Origin of the sequence: Sphingorhabdus sp. M41, from assembly GCF_001586275.1 — a bacterium.
GTDB lineage: Bacteria > Pseudomonadota > Alphaproteobacteria > Sphingomonadales > Sphingomonadaceae > Parasphingorhabdus.
The window spans coordinates 992,912-1,013,594 of record NZ_CP014545.1 but is presented as its reverse complement, the minus strand read 5'-3'; the positions used below and the strand labels follow the sequence as shown (position 1 = coordinate 1,013,594).

Annotated in this window: 22 protein-coding genes and 1 tRNA gene; 4 read left to right on the top strand and 19 right to left on the bottom strand. The window is 58.1% G+C overall.

All coding sequences use genetic code 11. The annotated features are described in order from the left end of the window. Positions 1-2 precede the first annotated feature (2 nt). From AZE99_RS04900 to AZE99_RS04885, 4 genes are all read right to left on the bottom strand, one after another. A complete protein-coding gene (locus tag AZE99_RS04900) occupies positions 3-668 on the bottom strand; it encodes a response regulator transcription factor (RefSeq protein ID WP_067198543.1) in 666 nt (221 codons plus the stop codon). 116 nt (positions 669-784) lie between these two features. Continuing rightward, positions 785-1,093, bottom strand: coding sequence for a PepSY domain-containing protein (locus tag AZE99_RS04895; RefSeq protein WP_067198541.1), 309 nt, complete (start codon positions 1,091-1,093; stop codon positions 785-787). 88 nt (positions 1,094-1,181) lie between these two features. Beyond that, positions 1,182-1,898 carry an SIMPL domain-containing protein gene (locus AZE99_RS04890; RefSeq protein ID WP_067198539.1) on the bottom strand — a complete coding sequence of 239 codons (717 nt, stop codon included), beginning with the start codon at positions 1,896-1,898 and terminating at the stop codon, positions 1,182-1,184. A gap of 16 nt (positions 1,899-1,914) precedes the next feature. After that, positions 1,915-2,772, bottom strand: coding sequence for an aminotransferase class IV (locus AZE99_RS04885; protein WP_197460253.1), 858 nt, complete (start codon positions 2,770-2,772; stop codon positions 1,915-1,917). A gap of 126 nt (positions 2,773-2,898) precedes the next feature. On the opposite strand from AZE99_RS04885, the gene AZE99_RS04880 reads away from it, so the two are divergent. Then, positions 2,899-4,713: an ABC-F family ATP-binding cassette domain-containing protein gene (locus tag AZE99_RS04880; protein WP_067198537.1), complete on the top strand. Its 1,815-nt coding sequence runs from the start codon at positions 2,899-2,901 to the stop codon at positions 4,711-4,713. Here the strand turns inward: AZE99_RS04880 and AZE99_RS04875 are convergent, their stop codons facing one another. Further along, complete coding sequence (locus tag AZE99_RS04875) at positions 4,714-5,244, bottom strand: DUF6456 domain-containing protein (protein ID WP_067198535.1); 531 nt, start codon at positions 5,242-5,244, stop codon at positions 4,714-4,716. It lies immediately after the preceding gene. 87 nt (positions 5,245-5,331) lie between these two features. On the opposite strand from AZE99_RS04875, the gene AZE99_RS04870 reads away from it, so the two are divergent. Both AZE99_RS04870 and AZE99_RS04865 read left to right on the top strand, forming a co-directional pair. Then, entirely contained in the window at positions 5,332-5,895 is a 564-nt protein-coding gene (locus tag AZE99_RS04870) for a helix-turn-helix domain-containing protein (RefSeq protein ID WP_067198534.1), read from the top strand. 24 nt (positions 5,896-5,919) lie between these two features. After that, complete coding sequence (locus tag AZE99_RS04865) at positions 5,920-7,098, top strand: glycosyltransferase (protein WP_067198533.1); 1,179 nt, start codon at positions 5,920-5,922, stop codon at positions 7,096-7,098. On the opposite strand, the gene AZE99_RS04860 is transcribed toward AZE99_RS04865, so the two are convergent. From AZE99_RS04860 to yajC, 4 genes are read right to left on the bottom strand one after another with little or no spacing between them, the layout of a single operon-like run. Continuing rightward, positions 7,095-7,475: an Mth938-like domain-containing protein gene (locus tag AZE99_RS04860; protein WP_082788242.1), complete on the bottom strand. Its 381-nt coding sequence runs from the start codon at positions 7,473-7,475 to the stop codon at positions 7,095-7,097. The genes AZE99_RS04865 and AZE99_RS04860 overlap by 4 nt on opposite strands. A 3-nt stretch (positions 7,476-7,478) precedes the next feature. Beyond that, entirely contained in the window at positions 7,479-8,462 is a 984-nt protein-coding gene (secF, locus tag AZE99_RS04855; RefSeq protein ID WP_067198531.1) for a protein translocase subunit SecF, read from the bottom strand. Then, a complete protein-coding gene (gene secD / locus AZE99_RS04850) occupies positions 8,459-10,063 on the bottom strand; it encodes a protein translocase subunit SecD (protein ID WP_067198529.1) in 1,605 nt (534 codons plus the stop codon). Before secD ends, secF begins: the two co-directional genes overlap by 4 nt. A 27-nt stretch (positions 10,064-10,090) precedes the next feature. After that, a complete protein-coding gene (gene yajC, locus AZE99_RS04845) occupies positions 10,091-10,423 on the bottom strand; it encodes a preprotein translocase subunit YajC (RefSeq protein WP_067198527.1) in 333 nt (110 codons plus the stop codon). Positions 10,424-10,624: 201 nt separating this feature from the next. On the opposite strand from yajC, the gene AZE99_RS04840 reads away from it, so the two are divergent. Continuing rightward, positions 10,625-10,701: transfer RNA gene (locus AZE99_RS04840), tRNA-Pro, on the top strand. A gap of 557 nt (positions 10,702-11,258) precedes the next feature. Here the strand turns inward: AZE99_RS04840 and AZE99_RS04835 are convergent. The 10 genes from AZE99_RS04835 to AZE99_RS04795 all read right to left on the bottom strand — a co-directional run bounded on the left by AZE99_RS04835 (position 11,259) and on the right by AZE99_RS04795 (position 20,682). Continuing rightward, complete coding sequence (locus AZE99_RS04835; protein ID WP_067198526.1) at positions 11,259-11,705, bottom strand: hypothetical protein; 447 nt, start codon at positions 11,703-11,705, stop codon at positions 11,259-11,261. 80 nt (positions 11,706-11,785) lie between these two features. Beyond that, positions 11,786-12,946, bottom strand: a complete 1,161-nt coding sequence (locus tag AZE99_RS04830; RefSeq protein WP_082788241.1) for a M24 family metallopeptidase — start codon at positions 12,944-12,946, stop codon at positions 11,786-11,788. 96 nt (positions 12,947-13,042) lie between these two features. Further along, a complete protein-coding gene (locus AZE99_RS04825) occupies positions 13,043-13,309 on the bottom strand; it encodes a hypothetical protein (RefSeq protein ID WP_067198522.1) in 267 nt (88 codons plus the stop codon). Between the two features lie 67 nt (positions 13,310-13,376). Then, positions 13,377-14,408, bottom strand: coding sequence for a calcium/sodium antiporter (locus tag AZE99_RS04820; protein WP_067198521.1), 1,032 nt, complete (start codon positions 14,406-14,408; stop codon positions 13,377-13,379). A 79-nt stretch (positions 14,409-14,487) separates the two neighbouring features. Next, positions 14,488-14,772 (bottom strand): TFIIB-type zinc ribbon-containing protein, encoded by a 285-nt coding sequence (locus AZE99_RS04815; RefSeq protein ID WP_197460252.1) that lies wholly within the window; start codon positions 14,770-14,772, stop codon positions 14,488-14,490. A 117-nt stretch (positions 14,773-14,889) separates the two neighbouring features. Then, positions 14,890-15,063, bottom strand: coding sequence for a YdcH family protein (locus tag AZE99_RS15920; RefSeq protein ID WP_197460251.1), 174 nt, complete (start codon positions 15,061-15,063; stop codon positions 14,890-14,892). A gap of 185 nt (positions 15,064-15,248) precedes the next feature. After that, the gene (gene fdhD, locus AZE99_RS04810; RefSeq protein ID WP_067198519.1) at positions 15,249-16,025 is read right to left on the bottom strand and encodes a formate dehydrogenase accessory sulfurtransferase FdhD; all 777 of its coding nucleotides are present in this window, start codon (positions 16,023-16,025) and stop codon (positions 15,249-15,251) included. Continuing rightward, positions 16,026-16,283 (bottom strand): formate dehydrogenase subunit delta, encoded by a 258-nt coding sequence (locus AZE99_RS04805; protein WP_067198517.1) that lies wholly within the window; start codon positions 16,281-16,283, stop codon positions 16,026-16,028. Then, positions 16,280-19,141 carry a formate dehydrogenase subunit alpha gene (fdhF, locus tag AZE99_RS04800; RefSeq protein ID WP_067198516.1) on the bottom strand — a complete coding sequence of 954 codons (2,862 nt, stop codon included), beginning with the start codon at positions 19,139-19,141 and terminating at the stop codon, positions 16,280-16,282. Before fdhF ends, AZE99_RS04805 begins: the two co-directional genes overlap by 4 nt. Further along, positions 19,138-20,682, bottom strand: coding sequence for an NADH-ubiquinone oxidoreductase-F iron-sulfur binding region domain-containing protein (locus tag AZE99_RS04795; RefSeq protein ID WP_067198514.1), 1,545 nt, complete (start codon positions 20,680-20,682; stop codon positions 19,138-19,140). The genes fdhF and AZE99_RS04795 overlap by 4 nt, the downstream gene beginning before the upstream one ends. Position 20,683: the final 1 nt, after the last annotated feature.

Here is a 20,683-nt window from a genome sequence, read left to right as displayed (position 1 = left end):
ATTCAGGCTTCGGGATCCTCTAGACTATAGCCAAGCCCCCGGATCGTCGAGATAACTTCCGCACCCAGTTTTTTGCGGATGCGGGTCACAAATACTTCGATGGTGTTGGAATCGCGGTCGAAATCCTGATCGTAAATATGCTCGATCAATTCCGTCCGGGACACCACCTTGCCCTTGTGGTGCATCAGGTAGGAGAGCAATTTATATTCCTGCGCCGTCAGCTTGACCGGGCTGCCGTCGAGCGTGACCTTCCCCGAGCGGGTATCGAGACGCACGGCACCGGCGGTGAGTTCGGACGAGGCATTGCCCGAAGCGCGGCGGATGAGCGCGCGCAGGCGGGCGATCAACTCTTCGGTCTGGAATGGCTTTGCCAGATAATCGTCGGCACCGGCATCCAGTCCGGCAACCTTGTCGGACCAGCTGTCGCGGGCGGTCAGCACCAGCACGGGAAAGTTGCGCTCTTCCTTGCGCCAGCGATCGAGCACGGTCAGACCGTCAATTTCGGGCAATCCGAGATCAAGGATGACCGCGTCATAATCTTCGGTCGAACCCATGAAATGGCCGTCCTCGCCGTCCGTCGACAGGTCGATGGCATAGCCATTGGCCTCCAATGTCGATTTGAGCTGTTGCCCCAGCGTGGGTTCGTCTTCAACGATCAAGACGCGCATGCTTGTCCTCCGAAATAATGCTTAATTCTGTGGGATAGCCTATATCACCATCCCATGAACGCACAATGATATAAGAAATTGCGGGATTCAGAAAATCGGGAAATGGCGGATCCGGCTTAGCGGGTCTGACGCAAGATCGCACCGGTCCGGCCATCGACGTCAACAAATATCACGCGGCCATCGCGGATGAATTTCAGCCTGTAAACCTGGGCGCCAGGATCAAATTCGGGGCCGATATATTCGCTGTCCGACATTCTTGGCAAAACCCGGTTTTCAATCGAGCGGATCGACTTCACCTTGCCCGCCATCATCTGAGAGCGCGCTTCATTCTGCTCGCCACGGCGATCCATGGCCGCAGCAATCTGCGGCGCAACTATCGGCAAGCCGAGCGCTAGAAAGGGCAAAAAGGCGAATTTCTTCAACATGGTTCCCTTTCTAGGCTCGGCGGTTTTAACAAGAGGTGAATGGCGGGTTCAGGCTACAGACCGTCAGGCTTTGGACTCTGTCCCCGAGCTAGCGTGTCATCTCATAGGTAATGTTGAGCGAAACGACCGTGCCAACCTGTCCCGGAGCAACCGGAGGTGGCGCCGACGAGGAAGCCGAAGCCTCCATCCGCATCATGGGTGCCTCGGACTGGTGCGACATGCCTTCGCTGATCGACAGAACCCGAACGCCACTATATCCTTCGGAGCGCGCATAGCTCATTGCCCGCGCCTTGCCATTGGCGAGCGCCCGCTCGCGCGCCACATCCTTCAGCTTGCTGTCGTCGCTGATCGAGAAAGACGGGCCGTTCAAATTGGTTGCACCGCTGCTGACGATCGCATCGAGAATCTTGCCGAGGTTTGATATGTCATTCACCGTCGCTGAAACCTGATTGGACACAACATAGCCGACAAAACGGTTCTCGCGGCTTTCCTGATCATAGTCATAATCCGCCCGAAGATTGATGCCGGTGGTCTGGATATCCTTCTCGGCAATACCGAGCGATTTGAGCCGGTCGATCACCGCGCGCGCCTGCACCGAGTTCTGGCGCAGCGCCTCCGTGGCGGTTTTTGCCCTGGTTTCGACGCCGGTGCTGAAAGTAGCCGTGTCCGGCGCGCTGTCCACCTGTTCCGATACGCTGAGTTCAATGACCGGATTCTGGGCAACGATCTCGACATTCGCGGCTTGCGCGATGTTCATCGGGGTAAATATCAGGGCTGCTCCAGCCAGTAAAATCGAATATTTCATATTAATCTCCATAAATTCAATTCTTTATAGACGATGCTCTCTGAACGGCAGCTAAATAGTTTTGCCGGATTTTTCTGGTTCGTTCACCCGGCTGTCCGTCGCCAATCCTGTGGCCGTCAATCTCGATGACCGGCATGATCAGCAAGGTTGACGATGTCACAAAGGCTTCAGCCGCGTTTTTGGCTTCGTCAATCGAGAAAGCGCGTTCCTCGACCGATAGTTCCATGAATTTTGCCTGTTCGAGCATTTCGACCCGGGTGACGCCGGGCAAGATGCGGCGGTCGAGCTGATGCGAAATAAGGACGCCGTCCTGACTGATGATATGCGCATTCTGGGACGTGCCTTCGGTTATCATCTCGCCTTGCGTCATCCAGACATCGTCGACTCCGGCTGCGACCGCCTCCATTTTCATCAGCGAAGCATAAAGCAGCTGCGTGGTCTTGATATCGCATCTCTGCCAGCGCAGATCCGGCCGGGTGATGATCGTCATGCCCCGATCAGCCAAAGGATTTTCGATCAGCACACGCTCTTGCGCAAAGGCAAATATTGTCGGGGCCGTATCCGGTGCCGGCCAGCGATATTCGCGCTCGTCCATCACGCCGCGCGACACCTGAAGATATATAAGCCCTTCGTGCAAATCATTTTCAGCCACCAGATTGGCCGCTATGGCGGACCAATCGGCAAAAGCGTTGATCGAAAGTTCACCGAGCGATCGCTCCAGACGGGAGATATGGCGCTCCATATCAATCAAACTGCCATCAATGACCGAAATCACTTCATAAACCGCGTCGGAAAATAGCAACCCCCGGTCAAATACAGAGATTTTGGCGGAGGACTTGGGGACATATGCCCCGTTCAGATAGACTGTTTCCAAATCGCTTACCTATCCCCAGAATGCCATGTGCATCCCTAACAATCCGATATGGCCCGGCAGGTCAATGGCCTTTGTTAAAAGAGAAGGCTTGAGCCGGAGGCCGCTTGGCCCTAACGCGCGAGAACCATGGCTCAACCCCCAATCTTCGCATATGAGAATCTGTCGCTCCATCAAGGAGAAGGCTGGCTGTTTGAAAATCTCGATCTGCACGTCGGGCCGCGCGACCGGCTTGCCCTGATTGGCCGTAACGGTGCCGGCAAAACGACGCTGCTGCGCCTGATTGCCGACCAGATTGAAGCGGACAAGGGCCAGCGGATGATCCAGCCTGGCACCAATATCGTCTATCTCGAACAGGAGCCCGATTTTACGCCGTTTGAAACCTTGCGCGACTTTGCGATATCGGGCGAGCAAGGCCCTCCCCTCCACGAGGTAGAAGCCATTGCCGATCAACTCGGCACCGACCTTTCCAAAAGTGCGGCAAAAGCCAGCGGTGGCGAGAAACGCCGCGCGGCGATTTGCCGGGCGCTGGCCTCCGACCCCGATCTTCTACTGCTCGACGAGCCGACAAACCATCTTGATCTTGGAGCGATTGACTGGCTGGAAGACTGGCTCGGCCGCTATAAAGGCGCCTTCATCACCATATCGCACGATAGAACCTTCCTGACCCGGCTTACCAAACAGACGATCTGGCTGGATCGTGGCGCGCTGCGGCGGCAGGAAGTCGGTTTTGGCGGCTATGACGCCTGGATGGAGAAAATCCATGCGGACGAAGCACAGGCTGCCAGCAAAATTGACGCCAAGCTGAAGCTCGAAGCGCGCTGGCTGGAACGCGGTGTCACCGCCCGGCGCAAGCGGAATCAGGGCCGACTTGAGAAATTGTGGCAAATGCGGGCAGCGCGGGCGGCGATGATCGGCCCCGCGGGCACCGCCAATCTCAAGATCCAGAATGACGACAGCCGGACAAAATCGGTAATCACCGCCGAGCATATCTCCAAGTCCTTTGGCGAAGGCGAGAATCAGCGCCAGATCATCCGCGACTTTTCGCTGCGCATCCAGCGCGGTGACCGGATCGGCATTGTTGGCGCCAATGGCGCTGGCAAAACCACGTTGCTGAAGATGCTGACCGGCGAGTTGGAACCGGATACAGGCAAAGTAACTCTGGCCAAAACGCTCAACGGTGTGTTCATCGACCAGCAGCGAAGCCTGCTCGAAGGCAATAAATCTGTCCGCGATGTGCTCGCCGATGGCAGCGACTGGATTGATGTACGCGGCGAGAAGAAACATGTGCAGGGCTATCTGAAGGAATTCCTGTTCGCGCCGTCGCTGATCGACGCCAAGGTCGGCACGCTTTCGGGCGGCGAACAGTCCCGGCTGCTGCTTGCGCGGGAATTTGCACGGATGTCCAATCTGCTGGTGCTTGATGAGCCTACCAACGATCTCGACCTCGAGACGCTTGATCTCCTGCAGGAAGTGATCGCCGACTATGAAGGCACCGTGCTGCTGGTCAGCCATGATCGCGATTTTCTTGATCGTACGGTGACGGTGACTCTCGGGCTCGATGGCAGCGGCACGGTCGATATTGTTGCCGGTGGCTATGCCGAATGGGAAGCCAGGCGCAAACAGGGCGAACCGGGCCAGAAAGTGCCAGCAAAATCGACGCAGCCTGCCAACAAGGCACCCACCCGAACCGCAAGCCCGGTCAAGAAATTGAGCTACAAGGACCAGCGCGATTATGACCTTTTGCCGGAGCGGATCGAAGCGATCGACCAGCGTATGGGAGAGATCGAACAGGCGCTCGCGGATCCCGATCTCTATACGCGCGATTTCCCGCGCTTTGATGCGCTGAGCAAAGAGAATAGCGCCTTGATCGACGAGAAAGACGAAGCCGAAATGCGCTGGCTGGAACTGGCGGAAGAAGTCGAGCGGCTGGCCGACAACTGATCAACCCGGCAGACGATAGAAATTCGCCAACCGGTCCAGTGCAATCTTCAGCACCAGCTTTCCCGAACGCGCGGGCCAACCAAGATTCTTCTCCGCGACCGGCGCTCCCTCTCCGCCGCAGATAATCCGCCAGGCAATGTCGGACAGGTCGCTGCCCAGATGGTCGATGGCCTGATCGAAGCGCAGCCTGGCAGCAAGTTGCGCTTCGGTCTCGTTCAAGATCAACGGTGCCGCACGCTTTCCGCCAGCAACCGACGCTGCATCCCAGCGCATCGTAACGCTGGGTGCCAGATTGGCTCTTTCCCAGTCGGCCCGCAGCTTTTCTCCAGCGTCAAATTGACGGTCGGTCAAATGGCCTCTTGCGTGGAGCCAGCCCAATGGCGATTCCGCCAGATTGACTGTAACGCTCCGCGCTCGCCTGCGCTTTGGTACGCTTTCTCTGCGCTCTTCCCCGTCCTGCGGCAATGCCCGTTCGGCCAGCCAACGTGGGTCGGGTAGAGAATTATCTGCTTTGGTTGTATTGTTCGACATCTTATCTCCGTATTGGCACGAGTATACTCTTGCCATTTTGGCAATGATGTAGGAAAGAATAAAACCATATAGGTTTGGAGATAGTAAATGATCAGCCGCATCAGAGAGGTACGCAAGGCCAAGGGATTGACGCTGGACGATGTTGCCGGGCGGTGCGAACCGCCGACAACCGCGCAAACCATCGGGCGGCTTGAGACCGGCACGCGGACCTTGTCGCTGGACTGGCTGAACCGGATTGCCGACGCTCTGGGCGTGGACAGCGCCGCGCTGTTGTCTTTGCCCGATCGGGAAGAACTGCCGGTGGCCGCGATACTCGACCACAAGGGCGCTCATGCGCTGGCCAAGGTCGAGCATATTTATCAACCCGCCATCGAACCCGCCATGGTTGCGCTGCGAGTCAAAAGCAGCATCGGCGACTATCGCGCGGGAGACGATGTCTGGCTGTCACGGCGTACTGCAGACCAATTTAGCGGCGCGCTCAACCGTGACGTGCTGGTCCCTCGCCCCGCCGGACGCTATCTATTTGGTCGCCTGATCGGGCGCGATGACAACAAGCTGCAGATACTCCCGCTCGGCAGCGGCGCGCGGCAAAAGATTGTCAGCGACCCCGAGTGGATCGGCGTCGCGGTGCGACTGGTAAGGGAGCTTTAGGGACCCGATGCCAGGACAACTGCCATGACCAAGCCGCTGCACATCCTGACCTTGTCGACATTATTCCCCAATGCTTCAGCGCCCAATTTCGGCATATTCGTCGAGCGGCAGACCGGCCAACTGGCAAGCCGCCCCGAAACCAGCGTAACGGTCATTAGTCCCGTCGGGATACCGCCATGGCCATTGAGCAAGCTGGCGCAATATCGGGAGCTGAAAACGCTGGCCGAACATGAAGAGTGGCGCGACCTCGATGTGCACCGGCCCCGGTTCAGGCTGATCCCGAAGATCGGTGGTGCCGGCAATCCGCGCCGGATCGCTGATGCAATCCTGCCCCTGGTGAAAGAACTGCACGAAGCATCGCCGTTCGACGTCATCGACGCCGAGTTTTTCTATCCCGATGGGCCGGCTGCGATGGCGCTGGCCGCTGCGCTCGGTATCCCCTTCACGATCAAGGCGCGTGGCGCGGACATCCATCATTGGGGCGTTGATCCGAAATGCCTCTCCCAGATCCTTATGGCAGCGGAGAAGGCCAGCGCCTTGCTGGCGGTGTCCGAAGCGCTGAAGCAGGACATGCTCGAGCTTGGAATGGATGGAAGCAAGATTTCGGTTCATTATACCGGGCTGGATCAGGAGAAGTTTGTACCTGTCGATCGGACAGCGGCAAAGCAGGCACTGGGTGTCAGCGGACCGCTGTTCATCACCACCGGCGCGCTGATCAAGCGCAAGAACCAGGATCTGGTGATCCGCGCCCTGGCCCATATACCTGACGCCGAGTTGCTGATCGCCGGATCGGGTGAGGAAGAACAGACTTACCGTGCTCTCGCTGATCAACTTGGCGTGGCCGGTCGCGTCCGTTTTCTCGGCAGCGTACCGCATCATCAACTTCCACAGCTGACTGCCGCGGCCGATATCGCCATTCTCGTGTCGAAATCCGAAGGCCTGGCCAATGCCTGGGTCGAGGCCCTCTCCTGTGGCACGCCGGTGATTATCAGCGGGGCTGGTGGCGCACGGGAATTGGTGAGCAGCACAGATGCAGGGCGGATCGTTGACTCGACTGTCGAAGCGATAGTTGAGGCAGCGCAGGCCATCCTCTCAGAACCACCAACACAGGAAACGGTGCGATCATCGGTCAGCAAGTTCAGCTGGCAGAATAATGGCGATCAGCTGCTGGCAATATTGCAGCAGGCCGCCAAAAAGCGTTAGGCTAGCGGCAGAAAGGCGCCGATAATCCAGCGTTCTTCTGCCCTTAGCACGCCCCATGTCCGCGCCGCAGCGCGGCTGTCCATGACTTCCAGACCCATGCCGGCCGCTTCCACTTCCCGCCGGAAAGCCGCTGGTGGCTGCTGCATCGAAGGCCCGCTGCCGAGCAGAAGGAATTCCGGCCTGGGAGACAGGTTCAGGCCCGACAATATCGCACCAAGATCGAGGCTGTCGACAGCCAATCCGTCCCAGGCAATTACCTGTTCAGGCGAAATCAGCAGGCCCTGTTCGAACCGCTGGTCGCCGCTCTTGAAGCCACTGGCGGTGAAGCCGGTAATGACCGGACCCGCAAACTCGACATCCTTGCGTAATTCTACCAAGGGTCAGCCAATCTGCTCCGGCCCGCCGACCTTCTCCGCACTCTGGTTGTCGGATTCGGCGGGGACAAATGTGTCCGGGCCGACCTTGAGCCAGATCAGGATCGGAGCCGCCATGTAGACCGAACTATAGGTTCCGACAAATACGCCGAAGAACATCGCTACGGAGAAACCGAAAATCACATCCGGACCCCAGAGGATCAGGGCACCCAGCGCGATCAACATGGTCAAGCTGGTCATCACCGTCCGCGCCAGAGTCTCGTTCACCGAGAGGTCGAGCAAGGCGATGATATCCATCTTGCGATATTTCTTCAGATTCTCGCGAATACGGTCGAACACGACGATCGTGTCATTGAGTGAATAGCCGATGATGGTCAGCAAAGCCGCGACGATATTGAGATTGAACTCCATCTGGGTCAGCGCGAACAGCCCGAATGTCAGCGCGACGTCGTGCACCAGCGCGAACAGGGCACCGACACCGAACTGCCACTCGAAACGGATCCAGATATAGATGGAAATCGCGATCATCGCGAACAGCAGCGAATAGGCACCGGTTTCGAACAGTTCCGACGAGACCTTGCCGGACACCGACTCCACACCGTCGATGCGGACATCGGGATGATCGGTCCTGATCGTTGAAACGATCTTTTCGGTCATTTCATTGGCCGCTTCGGGTCGCGACTCCGCTTCGGTCGGCAGCCGCATCCGGATCGACACTTCGTTGGCATCGCCAAATCGCTGGATCGTTGCTTCGCCATAGCCGAGCCCGCCAATACTGTCGCGCAACTCGGAAATCGGCGCCGTTTCGGTTTCGGTAAAGGTCGCCTGAATCATCTGGCCACCGATAAAATCAACACCAAAATTCAGACCCTTGGCAGCAACCAGCCCGATTGACGCGATGATCGTCAATATGCTGAAAGCCATGGCAATATTGCGCCATTTCAGAAAGCTGATGTTGGTATCGTCGGGAACAAGTTTGATCAGTCTCATATCACCAACTCCTGCGGACGGGCTCTTCTTGCCCAGAGCGCTACAAACATCCGGGTTACGACCACGGCGGTAAAGACGGATGATGCGATGCCGATCATCAGCACGACCGCGAAGCCTTTGACCGGTCCGGAGCCGAACATGAACAGCAGCACACCGGCGATGATATTGGTTACATTGGCGTCCATGATCGCCCTTGATGCTTCCTTGTAACCGACCTCAATCGCCTGAATGACCCTTCGCCCTCGCCTGCGCTCTTCGCGTATTCGCTCGTTGATCAGCACATTGGCATCGACGGCAGAGCCGACAGTCAGAACAAAGCCCGCGATCCCTGGCAGCGTCAGCGTGGCGTTAAACATCGCCATGACCCCGACAATGATGAACAGGTTCAGGGCCAGCGCAATATTGGCGTACATGCCGAAGCGTCCGTATGTGACAACCATGAAAGTCAGCACGGCAACGGTAGCGATGATCGCGGCAATCATGCCCTTGTCGATCGAATCCTTGCCAAGATCGGGACCGACGGTGCGTTCCTCGACGATTTTCAGTTCCACCGGCAATGCACCGGAGCGCAAGGCGATCGCCAGCTGGTTGGCGCTTTCTACCGAGAAATTACCGGAAATCTGAGCCGAGCCACCGAGGATCGGCTCATTGATATTGGGAGCCGAAAGCACCTGCCCATCAAGAATGATCGCGAATGGCCGACCGACGTTGTTCTGGGTCAGACGGGCAAATTTCGAACCACCTTCGCTGTCGAAGGTGATATTGACCACTGCTGCGTTGGTTTGCTGGTCAAAGCCCTGCCCGGCATCGGTCAGCTTGTCACCGCTGATCCCGCCGAGGCGCTTGACCGCAATATTCGGCAATCCGGCCGGATTGTCGGGATAAGGGAAAATCTGGCTGCCGACCGGTGCCCGGCCTGCGGCTACGGCATTGGGATCGGCTTCGAAATCGACCAGTTTGAATTCCAGCTTCGCGGTCTGCCCGAGCAAAGCCTTCAGCGCTTCGGGGTCATCCAGACCAGGAACCTGCACCACGATCCGGTTGTCGCCCTGCCGCAAAATAGTCGGCTCGCGCGTACCCATTTCATCGATACGGCGGCGGATAACATCGGTTGCCGTTTCCATGGCATTTTCGACGGCATTTTCCAGGCCCGCTGCGGTCGGAGTCAAAACAAAGCGCGTATCGTCGCGCACTTCGATATCCCAGTCGCGCTGGCCGGTAAGGCCGGCGCCGCTGGTAAGCGGCAGGATTACTTCGCGCGCGGCATCAACCTGGGTGCTGTCGCGCACCATGAAGCTCAACACGCCGTTTTTGCGGGAAATATCGCCAATGCCGATCCGCGGATTGGCGCGGCGCATTTCCGCGCGCACCGATTCTTCCATCGTTTCGAGCCGCATGGTCGCGACATCAGCCGGATCCGCCTCGAGCAGGATATGACTGCCGCCCTGCAGATCGAGCCCCAGATTGATGGTTTCATTCGGTAAAAAGCTCGGCCAATATTTTTGACCGCTCTCGCCAATCAGGCTGGGTATGGACATCAGCACGCCAAAGGCCAGCAACAGAGAGATGGAAATGACTTTCCAGCGCGGGAAATCGAGCATTGAAACTAACTTTCTATATCACCGCGTTCAGTCGTTCGCTGGTTTGGCTCCGCCGCGCGGCATGACATCGGTCAGGGTTGCCTTGACCGCTTTGACGCGGACACCGTTGGCAATCTCGATTTCTACATATTCGTCGTCAACCTTGACCGCTTTGCCCACCAGTCCGCCGCCGGTCACGACTTCGTCATTCTTCTTGACCGAACCGACCTTTGCCTGATGTTCCTTCATCTTCTTTTGCTGAGGACGAATGAGTAGGAAATAGAAAACCGCGAAGATCAGCACCAGTGGCATGACCGAGATCAGAAAGCCCCCGGCGCCACCAGCGCCAGCTGCTGAAGATAAAATAGAAATTGTTGTCATGAAATCGTCCCGATTATTGCAATTTTTTATGTGTGGTGCCCGGGTCCGTGTTTCAAGCCCTCAAACAGCCAACCCAGATGATGCGCGCGCCTATCACGCGCTTGTCACAGGTGCAACGAAATCCGTATTGGGGAAAGGTTGCAAGCATGACGCAAACGACTTGCCAAGCCCCACCGACCTCCATATATGCGCAGCCTCGGTCGGGACGTAGCGCAGCCTGGTAGCGCATCACACTGGGGGTGTGGGGGTCGGAGGTTCGAATCCTCTCGTCCCGACCAGTTTTTCAGGCTCATGTAGCGCCTGATGGACGAGCGACCGAGAAACGCCCGAGCGCACATGCCGGGATTGCCGATATCCGCAGCAAAGCTCCCTAAATGACCGGCTCTGTCGATCTCAAAGTTCGTCAAAGTTCGTCAAAGTTCGGGCCAATGAGCGGTTATCGCGTTCCCGTTTTTAGCGATCAGACCGATCTGACTCGCGCGAAGCCTCGAAGACGCAAAGCGATTGCGCGCTCTCTTCAAGCTTGTGTGGCTTTGCGCCAACGTGCGAACCCGGCCATTGCTGCAACTCCCGGCGAACTAGACACAGAAGCTCGGTTTTGTTTTCTGTGACCTTTGCTCCGAAGCCGCAGATTTCCTGTCTTTATGTGCCGCGAGTCTGGCGTCTAGTGTAATCTTTGAGATTGCAACTCCAAACGGTCCAGTAGAAGCATCCGGACAGCAGGCGGTGCCGTGATTATATCCAGATTGTCAAAGAACCTGCCCCGCGCCCTTCGCGGGAGCGGGCCATACAATAAACGATTAAGTGGGGAGTAGGACAGGGTTTCTCGCGATGTCTACGTTGCCAATCGTTTTTCATAGGCAAGCACGTCGGCGCGAAGCCGGAGTGCATCATGATAGGCATTATGCGGAACGGCACTGCCCGCACCCGAGCTTACGAGCGCGGCATCGACCAGATCAAACCGAATATTGCGCACCGGTTTCATAAGGCCCGGGCCAATGACCAGCATGCGCGCCGCGTGGGCAATGTCTTCCGGCCAGTCTGCAACCAGCACAGGTTCGGGATCGTCGTTCAGATATTCGGCGTACTGGCCAGCAACGTGGCTGCGCGTCTCTGGCTCCACATCCAGTACCGGAATGATATGCTCGGCAACCCATGGCGTAGGGTCCTGGCATGTGATTGCCGCGTAAAAGGGCGCGTGGCCGTCATCTTCGGGAACCAGGGCGATCGAGATCAGGTCTCCGCAAAAGCCGTTGAATTCCGTATCAAGAAAATAGCGCATCGTTGAGAGTTCCGATATTTTTAAGTAATTTGGTCGCAGCTACCGCGACTTAAAAAAGCGCGGGTCATTCCCATTCGACTCTACCCAAACGGCCGGTAAAGATCTGCTTGCGGCTCAGTAAACCACTCCGCCCTCGACGCCGTCATATAGAAATGGTCTTCCAGCCGGATGCCATATGCGCCGGGCACCACGATCATCGGTTCGTTGGAGAAACACATGCCGGCCGCCAGCGGCGTCTGGTCACCCTTGACCAGATAGGGGCCTTCATGGATGTCGAGCCCGATGCCGTGGCCGGTGCGGTGGGGAAGGCCTGGCAGGTCATAGTCGGGGCCGAGGCCGTGGCTGATCAGTACATCGCGAGCGGCCTTGTCGACGTCTTCGCAGGCTGTGCCGATGGCGGCGCGGTCGAAAGCGGCTTGCTGGGCCTGTTTTTCGACCCGCCACAATCTCTCGATCTCGCTGTCCAGTTTCGACAGGGCATAGGTGCGGGTGATGTCGCTATTATAGCCGTCGATGGTGCAGCCGGTGTCGATCAGGATCAGCTCGCCCTCCTTCAGCGCCGGGTCGCCCGGGACGCCGTGCGGATGGGAGGTCGCTTCGCCGAACTGGACGGCGCAAAAGCTGTTGCCGCCATCGGCGCCACCGGCGCGGTGCAGACGGTCGATTTCGGCGATCACGGCGCTGGCCTTCATGCCCGGCTTGATCCATTCGAACACCGTTTGATGGACAGAGAGCGTTAGCTGCATGGCTGCGATCATCAGATCGATTTCAGCCTGTGATTTTCTCGCGCGCAATGGCGCGATGATCGGGGCGGCGGAGCCGTGGAGCACCGGCTTTTCGAGCTGTGCCAGCGCTTCGATCAGGCGCGCGGCCAGGCCATAGGAACATTCCGGGTCAAGCGCGCATCGCTGGCAGTCGTGATCCGCCAATAGAGAAGCAATCAACGCAAAGGGGCTTTCATGCTCCTCCCAGAAGGCCATTTCCGCGGCCATCGGGAATTTGGCACGGATCGCGGATTCCTCGAATTTCGGGCAAATGAAGATATTGCTGTCTGCCGTGATCAGCACGCCAACGAAGCGTTCGCTTTCATAAAAAGCCTCGGCGAAAAAATAGCGCATATTGCTGCCCGGCGTGATGATGATCGCATCAACGCCGCTTGCCGACATCGCTTTGCGCAGCTGGTCCAGCCGCTGTTCGCGTTCGGCTTTGCCGATTGAAGGCGGTCGCGATGCTGTGGTCATGATCAAATCTCCAGAAGGGGCTGTGCGCCTTTGAGCCATTACGCGAATTTCGGTGACAGCGCACTGGTTGTCAATTTCATCTCGCTTTACGGCAATTCAGGTCCCGAAAATCTCGTAGCAAATGATGCGCAGCGCAGCCATAAACGCGGCCAATGCCGTAGCCAGCGCTGCACGGGAATTGAGGATTTGGGTGCGATTGAGCGCCGTTATAATCCGGTTATAATCGGCGGCATCGAGCGTTTCATGCTTGCTCACGCGCCGCAGTCGGCGGCGGCTGGCGGCCAGCCAAAGCCAGCCCGATGCCAGAGCAAAACCGATTATCGAAAAATCGAGAAGCCGGACCAGAATATCTGCAAAAGTCATTGTTGGTCACTGTCCCTTGCCGTCCGAGTGGGATAATCGCTGGGAAGACCGCACCGTCGATTTCCGCTTATGCAACGTCCAAGCTTCCATATATCAGAAAACCGAGATAGAAAAAGTAGCCGCTAACCAGCAATGCGCCGCTGATCCGTCCAAATCTGCGCCATTTCATCAAGATAAGAATGATCAAAATGCTGCTTGCCAGCATGATCGGCAAGTCGCGGCTGATCAGGTCATTCGGAACGCCGCTTGGTGCAAACATCATTGTGACACCGCCGATCCCGAGAATATTATAGATGTTTGAACCGATCACATTGCCAAAGGCGATTTCCGACTGTTTTCGGATAGCTGCGATCACGGAAGTCACCAGTTCCGGCAGCGACGTACCGACGGCGACGATCGTCAGCCCAATCAGTGTTTCCGACAGATTCGCCATGCGTGCCAGGTCTATCGCCCCTGACACCAGCATCCGTCCGCCGATGATGAGAATGGCAAGCCCTGCGAGTGTCAGGACGATCGGTTTGAGCCAGCCATTGACGGCGCCCTGCGATAGCGGATGAGGCAGCAAGGGATCAGCCAGTTCCAGCGCCGCCGCCTTGTCATGCGGCGCATTGTGGAATGTCGGATCATGATCAGCAGCGATTTGAAGGACAGCAACTTTCTCCTGCCGGTAGCAATAGGTGATATAGGCGGCAAGCAATCCGGCCATGGCTATGCCGACGAGTCCATGACCGAGCCCGGTCATGGCAACCGCAATCAGGCCGAATGAGGCAGCGATCATGATCACCGGGTCGCGCAAATAATTGGCATTGGTGATGATGATGGGTGAAGCAAGCGCGGCGACGCCCAATATCAGCAAGCCGTTGGCAATATTGGAACCGACGATATTGCCCCATGCGATTCCCGGAGCATCCAGCAACGCCGCTTCGACACTGGTGACCAATTCCGGCATGGATGTCCCGAAACCGACGATCACAAGACCGACGATAAGCGGCGTCACTCCGGCGCGCGAAGCCAACCGGACAGCGCCGCGCACAAGCACCTCGCCGCCCACCAGCAGCGCCACCAGGCCCAGCGTCAGATAGATTATAGATTCAATCATATATTTTTCCTGGAAGTACGAACGCGAAACATCGTCGTCATCTCATTCTCTCGAGAAACCGGGGAAGACAATATAGTCCCTAGTCGAACAGCTCCTCCAGGAAGGATTTCCGGCGTTTCTTTTTATATCCGCGATCATGGTCATCAACATGGCCTCGATTGTCGCCATAGTCCTTGCCAGCAGGCCGTCGCTCCTCGAATTGCGGTACCGGCGGGGCGGAGCGTTCAATCAACTTGTCGAGTTCGCCGCGATCAAGCCAAACGCCGCGGCACTGCGGGCAATAATCAATCTCGATGCTCTGGCGTTCACTGATGACCAATGCAACCGAGCAAAGCGGGCAGTTCATAGTTGGTGCGATATGCATTGCATTCATTCCTTTGATTAAAGCCAGCTGGCCTGGATATCGGGCCATTTCAAGGCGATTTGGACGGCGCATATGGCTCGGGGGAGGTGCGCGCCGTCCGGTTCAATTTTGTCGGCTTTATGAGGGTGATTGTCGCAGACGCTTGCGAATGACCTGGATTTCATCCTTGATCCGCAACCGCAGGCGTTTGAGTTGCTTCATGTCAACTTGCCAACCGGCCGCTTTGCGGTTGTCGATCTGGCGGTTCAGCCTTCGATGGCGTCTGACGAGTTCATTCAGGTAATTTTTCATCGCTTGCCTCCTTTTGTTGCCAAGCCGATATGCACTGGCTAGAGACATTGATCAAATCGAATGACTATGGAATTTTTGATAGATAATATCTATCTAAAAATGTTGATTGATAATGAAGTGACGGGTGCAATGACCCCTAGGATTGCCGTGTGATGACGCAATTCCAAGCCAATGCCAGTTAAACCTCAGCCACCACTATAGTCGAGATAACTGTCATCGCGGGCCAGCGATATCAGCGTCAGGCCGCAGGATCGCGCGCGTTCGATTGCGATGCTGGTGGGTACCGAGATCGTGACCAACGTTGTGGCTCCTGCGATCACCGATTTCTCGACAATCTCGTAGCTGCAGCGGGATGTTGTCAGGACGAAACCGGTTGCTAGCGGTCTGTTTTCCCTGGCCATTGCACCGATCAGCTTGTCGAGCGCGTTGTGGCGACCGACATCTTCGCGGACGCTGGCAATGGCGCCCGTCTCGTCGACCCATGCCGCCGCATGGACTCCGCCGGTGGCCTTGTTCAGGGGCTGATGGTCATGCAAGGCGGCTAGCGCGGCAAAGATATGGTCTTTGTGGACCGGTTGGTGCGCGCTGACCTTTGGCAGCGGCTGGGCGACCAGTTCCAGATTTTCCAGACCGCAGAGCCCGCAGCTGCTTTCGGCAACGCGGGTGCGCGCCCGTTCGAAGATCGTATCGGCCTTTTCCGACGCGACATTGGCCCGGATGATCCAGCCGTTTTCATGGCGATGCACGTCGATCACGCCCAGTTGATCGGCCCGCTCGACCAGCCTTTCGGATATGGCAAATCCGGTGGCAAAATCTTCCAGATCTGAGGGCGTCGCCATCATTACAGCATAGCCGATACCGTTAAACTCGATCGAGACCGGTGCTTCGATGGCGACCTGTCGGGACTCTTTTTCCGGGGCGGCATTGCCGGGGCGAATGACCGTGGCCTGATAGCTGTCCATCTAGGCCCCGGTGGCGACGGGATCAGCGGCAACCGGCTGCGCCTTCTTGGTCACCATGCCGACAGCAAGAGCGGCGACTTCGGACAGGTCATTTGCTGCCCCTTCGGCAACATGGGCAATGATCCGGTTCTTCATCCGCGGGGCCCAAAAGAGCAGGATATGCTCGGCTGTCGCTTCAGCAGCGGCATCGCGGTCCAATGTGCCGAAATTGCGGGCAATCTGGTTGGCCATATAGACCAGATGATCGAGTGTGTTCATTCCGCTGCCACGACTGTTTCTATGCGCCGCGACTGTTCCGACAGCTCTTCATAATCTTCCTGCCAGTCGGTCGGCCCGTTGGAAGCGCCTACCTGCACGGCGGTGACTTTATATTCCGGGCAGTTTGTCGCCCAGTCGCTATAGTCGGTGGTCACGACATTGGCCTGGGTCGCGGGGTGGTGGAAGGTTGTATAGACGACGCCCGGGGCGACCCGCTCGGTCACGGCCAGGCGCAAGGTGGTCTCTCCGGAGCGGCTCGACAATCTGGTCCAGTCGCCGCTTTTCAGCCCGCGATTTTCCGCGTCGGTCGGGTGCATTTCCAGCAGGTCTTCCGGATGCCAGGCGTCATTGGCGGTGCGCCTTGTCTGCGCGCCGACATTATAGTGCGACAATATCCGGCCCGTCGTCAGCAGCAGCGGAAAGCGCGGACCGGTCTTCTCGTCGGTCGGCACATAGTCCGTAACCACAAATTGCCCCTTGCCGCGGACAAAGCCGTCGACATGCATGATCGGCGAGCCGTCGGGCGCGGCTTCATTGACCGGCCATTGCAGCGAGCCTTCTGCTTTCAGACGATCGAAATTCACACCGGCAAAAGTCGGGGTCAGGCGCGCGATCTCGTCCATGATCTCGGACGGGTGGGAATAGTTCCAGTCCAGCCCCATCGCATTGGCCAGAGCCTGGGTGACTTCCCAGTCCTCCATGCCATTGACCGGCGTCATCACCTTGTTGACCAGCTGGATCCGGCGCTCGGCATTGGTGAACGTGCCGTTTTTCTCGAGAAAGGTCGAGCCGGGCAGGAAGACATGCGCGTAATTCGCGGTTTCGTTGAGGAACAGGTCGTGGACGATCACGCATTCCATCGCCGCCAGACCAGCGGAGACATGTTTGGTATTGGGATCGGATTGCAAGATATCCTCGCCCTGGACATATAGCGCCTTGAATTCGCCATCGACGGCGGCATCGAGCATATTGGGAATGCGCAGACCGGGTTCTGAATCGATCGGCACGCCCCAATCGGCTTCGAACAAGGCGCGGGTGGCCGCATCAGAAACATGGCGATAGCCGGATAATTCGTGCGGGAAGCTGCCCATGTCGCAGGCGCCCTGGACATTATTTTGGCCGCGCAAGGGATTTACGCCGACGCCGGGCCGGCCGATATTGCCGGTCGCCATCGCCAGATTGGCGATCGCCATCACGGTGGAACTGCCCTGGCTGTGCTCGGTCACGCCCAGCCCGTAATAGATTGCGCCATTGCCGCCGGTTGCGAACAGCCGCGCGGCGGCGCGAAGTTCTTCGGACGGCACGCGGGTTACCGGCTCCAACACTTCCGGCGCGTGGCGCTCATCGGAAACAAAGGCGGCCCATTCGGCATATTCGTCCCAGTCGCAGCGCTCGCGAATGAAGGCCTCGTCAGCCAGACCTTCGGTGACGATGACATGGGCCATTGCGGTCAATACGGCGACATTGGTGCCGGGCTGCAGCGGCAGATGGTGCGCCGCCTCGATATGCGGGGATTTGACCAGATCGATCCGGCGTGGATCAATGACGATCAGTTGCGCCGGCGGTCTGCCGTCAATGCCGCGCAAGCGTTGCTTCATCCGGCTGCCAAAGACCGGGTGGGCATCGGTCGGATTGGCGCCGATTACCAGGATGACATCGCTATGCTCGACGCTGTCGAAATCCTGGGTGCCGGCGCTGGTGCCGAATGTGGTTTTCAGCCCGTAGCCGGTTGGCGAGTGACAGACGCGGGCGCAGGTATCGACATTGTTATTGCCGAAACCGGCGCGGATCAGCTTTTGCACCAAAAATGTTTCTTCGTTGGTGCAGCGCGACGAAGTAATCCCGCCGACGCTGAGCCGGCCATATTTTTTCTGGATACGTTTGATCTCGCTGGCGGCATGACCCACAGCTTCTTCCCAGCTGACTTCCCGCCAGGGCTGATCGATGCTTTCGCGGATCATCGGCCTGGTGATCCGGTCCTGATGATTGGCATAGCCCCAGGCGAAGCGTCCCTTGACGCAGCTGTGGCCGCGATTGGCCTTGCCGTCTTTCCACGGCACCATGCGGACCAGCTGTTCGCCGCGCATTTCGGCGCGGAAGGTGCAACCGACGCCGCAATAGGCACAGGTGGTGATCTCGGTCCGGTCGGGCTTGCCGATTTCGGTCATCGTCTTTTCCTGCAGCGTTGCCGTCGGGCAGGCTTCGACACAGGCACCGCAGGAGACGCACTCGCTCGACAGGAAATCGTCGGTGGGCAGACCAGCCGAGATTTTTGACGCAAAGCCTCGACCGTCCATGGTCAGCGCAAATGTCCCCTGCACTTCATCGCAGGCCCGCACGCAGCGCGAACAGGCGATGCATTTGGATGGATCAAAGTCGAAATAGGGGTTGGACGTGTCTTTCGCCTCGCCGAGATGGCTGGCGCCTTCATAGCCATAGCGGACATCGCGGAGGCCGACATTGGCGGCCTGATCCTGCAACTCGCAATCATTATTGGCACTGCAGGTCAGACAATCGAGCGGGTGATCGGAAATATAAAGCTCCATCACGCCCTTGCGCAATTTCTGCAGATGCGGCGTCTGGGTCCTGACGACCATGCCGTCTTCGGCTGGCGTGGTGCAGCTTGCCGGGGTGCCCCTGCGGCCTTCGATCTCGATCAGGCAGAGGCGGCAGGAGCCGAAACTTTTGACATTGTCGGTGGCGCAGAGCTTGGGGATATTATTGTCGATTTCCGCTGCCGCGCGCATCACGCTGGTGCCGGCGGGAACGCTGACGTCGCGGCCATCGATTGATAGCGTTACCATATCGCTGGCCTTAGAGGCGGGTGTGCCAAAATCCTTTTGCGGCTGATAGGTCATGACTTGTCCTTTACCATATCTGCGGCTTTTCCGAAATCCTCGGGCCAATGTTTTATGGCGCTCATCACCGGATAGGGCGTGAAACCGCCGAGCGCGCACAGGGATCCGAATTTCATCGTCTCGCAAAGATCGGTAACGAGCGACAGTTCCTCGTCCACGCTGCGTCCCTGTTTCGGAGCATTGTGCATTTGCGGCAGGCTCTCGATCGGGTCCGCCGTCGCGCGTCCGCCCGCCTTGATCCGGTCCAGCACTTCCATCCCGCGCACCGACCCCAGTCGGCAGGGCGTACATTTGCCGCAGCTTTCGACGGCGCAAAATTCCATTGCGAAACGGGCCTGGGACAACATGTCGACACTCTCGTCAAAAACGACAATGCCGCCATGGCCAATCAGTCCGTCCGCTGCCGTGAAGGCTTCATAGTCAAAGGGCAGATGAAAATCGCTGGCCGGGTGATAGGCGCCGAGCGGACCGCCCACCTGCACGGCTTTGACCGGCCGGCCGCTTTCGGTGCCGCAGCCAATGTCATTGACCAGTTCGCCGAGCGTAATCCCGAAGGCGGTCTCGAACAGGCCGCCATGTTTGATGTTCCCCGCCAGCTGGATCGGCATGGTGCCGCGCGAACGGCCCATGCCGTAATCGGCATAGGCCTTGGCACCATTGGCCAGTATATAGGGCACGGCCGCGAGGGTCAGAACATTGTTGACGACCGTCGGCATGCCGAACAGCCCTTCCAGAGCCGGTAGTGGCGGCTTTGCCCTCACCTCGCCACGCTTGCCCTCGAGACTCTCGAGCAAGGATGTTTCCTCGCCGCAGACATAGGCGCCCGCGCCCACCCGGACCTCGATCTCAAAGGGCGCGACGATATGCGCGCTGACCAGAATCGCGGCGTTCAGCTTGGCAATCGCATGCGGATATTCGCTGCGGGCATAGATAAAGCCCTTGTCGGCGCCGACGGCGAGGCCGGCAATCGCCATGCCTTCGATCAGGCAATAGGGATCGCCTTCCATCAGCATCCGGTCGGCAAACGTTCCGCTGTCGCCTTCGTCCGCATTGCAGACGATATATTTTTGAGGCCCATCAGCGCCGGCGACGGTCTTCCACTTGATCCCGGCCGGGAAGCCAGCACCGCCGCGACCGCGAAGGCCGGACCCGGTGACGGTTTCGATGATGGCATCCGGACCAATTTCGCGCGCTTGTGCCAGACCGAGCCAGCCGCCTGTCGCCTGATAATCTTCCAGATCAAGCGGCTGCGTTATGCCGGCCCGCGCGAAGGTCAGGCGCTGCTGTCTGGCGATGAAGGGATAGTCCGCAATCTTGCCGATATTGAGACTGGATGATCCGTCCAATATCGCTGCAACATCGCTCACTGTCGCCGGTCCATAGCCAATACCGTCGACTTCAACCAGCGGCTCTAGCCAGGACATGCCCCAGCTCGAAACGCGCATAATCTCTGCATCGGGCGCGGCCTTCGCAATCGCTTCAGCCACCGCATCAGCGCCACAGGCCAGTGCCAGCGCATCGTCGGATATGGCAATGCGCAAA

Coding starts and splice junctions, on each gene's coding strand:
- AZE99_RS04900 (WP_067198543.1), bottom strand. CDS start 668: ATGCGCGTCTTGATCGTTGAAGACGAACCCACGCTGGGGCAACAGCTC.
- AZE99_RS04895 (WP_067198541.1), bottom strand. CDS start 1,093: ATGTTGAAGAAATTCGCCTTTTTGCCCTTTCTAGCGCTCGGCTTGCCG.
- AZE99_RS04890 (WP_067198539.1), bottom strand. CDS start 1,898: ATGAAATATTCGATTTTACTGGCTGGAGCAGCCCTGATATTTACCCCG.
- AZE99_RS04880 (WP_067198537.1), top strand. CDS start 2,899: ATGGCTCAACCCCCAATCTTCGCATATGAGAATCTGTCGCTCCATCAA.
- AZE99_RS04875 (WP_067198535.1), bottom strand. CDS start 5,244: ATGTCGAACAATACAACCAAAGCAGATAATTCTCTACCCGACCCACGT.
- AZE99_RS04870 (WP_067198534.1), top strand. CDS start 5,332: ATGATCAGCCGCATCAGAGAGGTACGCAAGGCCAAGGGATTGACGCTG.
- AZE99_RS04865 (WP_067198533.1), top strand. CDS start 5,920: ATGACCAAGCCGCTGCACATCCTGACCTTGTCGACATTATTCCCCAAT.
- secF (WP_067198531.1), bottom strand. CDS start 8,462: ATGAGACTGATCAAACTTGTTCCCGACGATACCAACATCAGCTTTCTG.
- secD (WP_067198529.1), bottom strand. CDS start 10,063: ATGCTCGATTTCCCGCGCTGGAAAGTCATTTCCATCTCTCTGTTGCTG.
- yajC (WP_067198527.1), bottom strand. CDS start 10,423: ATGACAACAATTTCTATTTTATCTTCAGCAGCTGGCGCTGGTGGCGCC.
- AZE99_RS04835 (WP_067198526.1), bottom strand. CDS start 11,705: ATGCGCTATTTTCTTGATACGGAATTCAACGGCTTTTGCGGAGACCTG.
- AZE99_RS04830 (WP_082788241.1), bottom strand. CDS start 12,946: ATGACCACAGCATCGCGACCGCCTTCAATCGGCAAAGCCGAACGCGAA.
- AZE99_RS04825 (WP_067198522.1), bottom strand. CDS start 13,309: ATGACTTTTGCAGATATTCTGGTCCGGCTTCTCGATTTTTCGATAATC.
- AZE99_RS04820 (WP_067198521.1), bottom strand. CDS start 14,408: ATGATTGAATCTATAATCTATCTGACGCTGGGCCTGGTGGCGCTGCTG.
- AZE99_RS04815 (WP_197460252.1), bottom strand. CDS start 14,772: ATGCATATCGCACCAACTATGAACTGCCCGCTTTGCTCGGTTGCATTG.
- AZE99_RS15920 (WP_197460251.1), bottom strand. CDS start 15,063: ATGAAAAATTACCTGAATGAACTCGTCAGACGCCATCGAAGGCTGAAC.
- fdhD (WP_067198519.1), bottom strand. CDS start 16,025: ATGGACAGCTATCAGGCCACGGTCATTCGCCCCGGCAATGCCGCCCCG.
- AZE99_RS04805 (WP_067198517.1), bottom strand. CDS start 16,283: ATGAACACACTCGATCATCTGGTCTATATGGCCAACCAGATTGCCCGC.
- fdhF (WP_067198516.1), bottom strand. CDS start 19,141: ATGACCTATCAGCCGCAAAAGGATTTTGGCACACCCGCCTCTAAGGCC.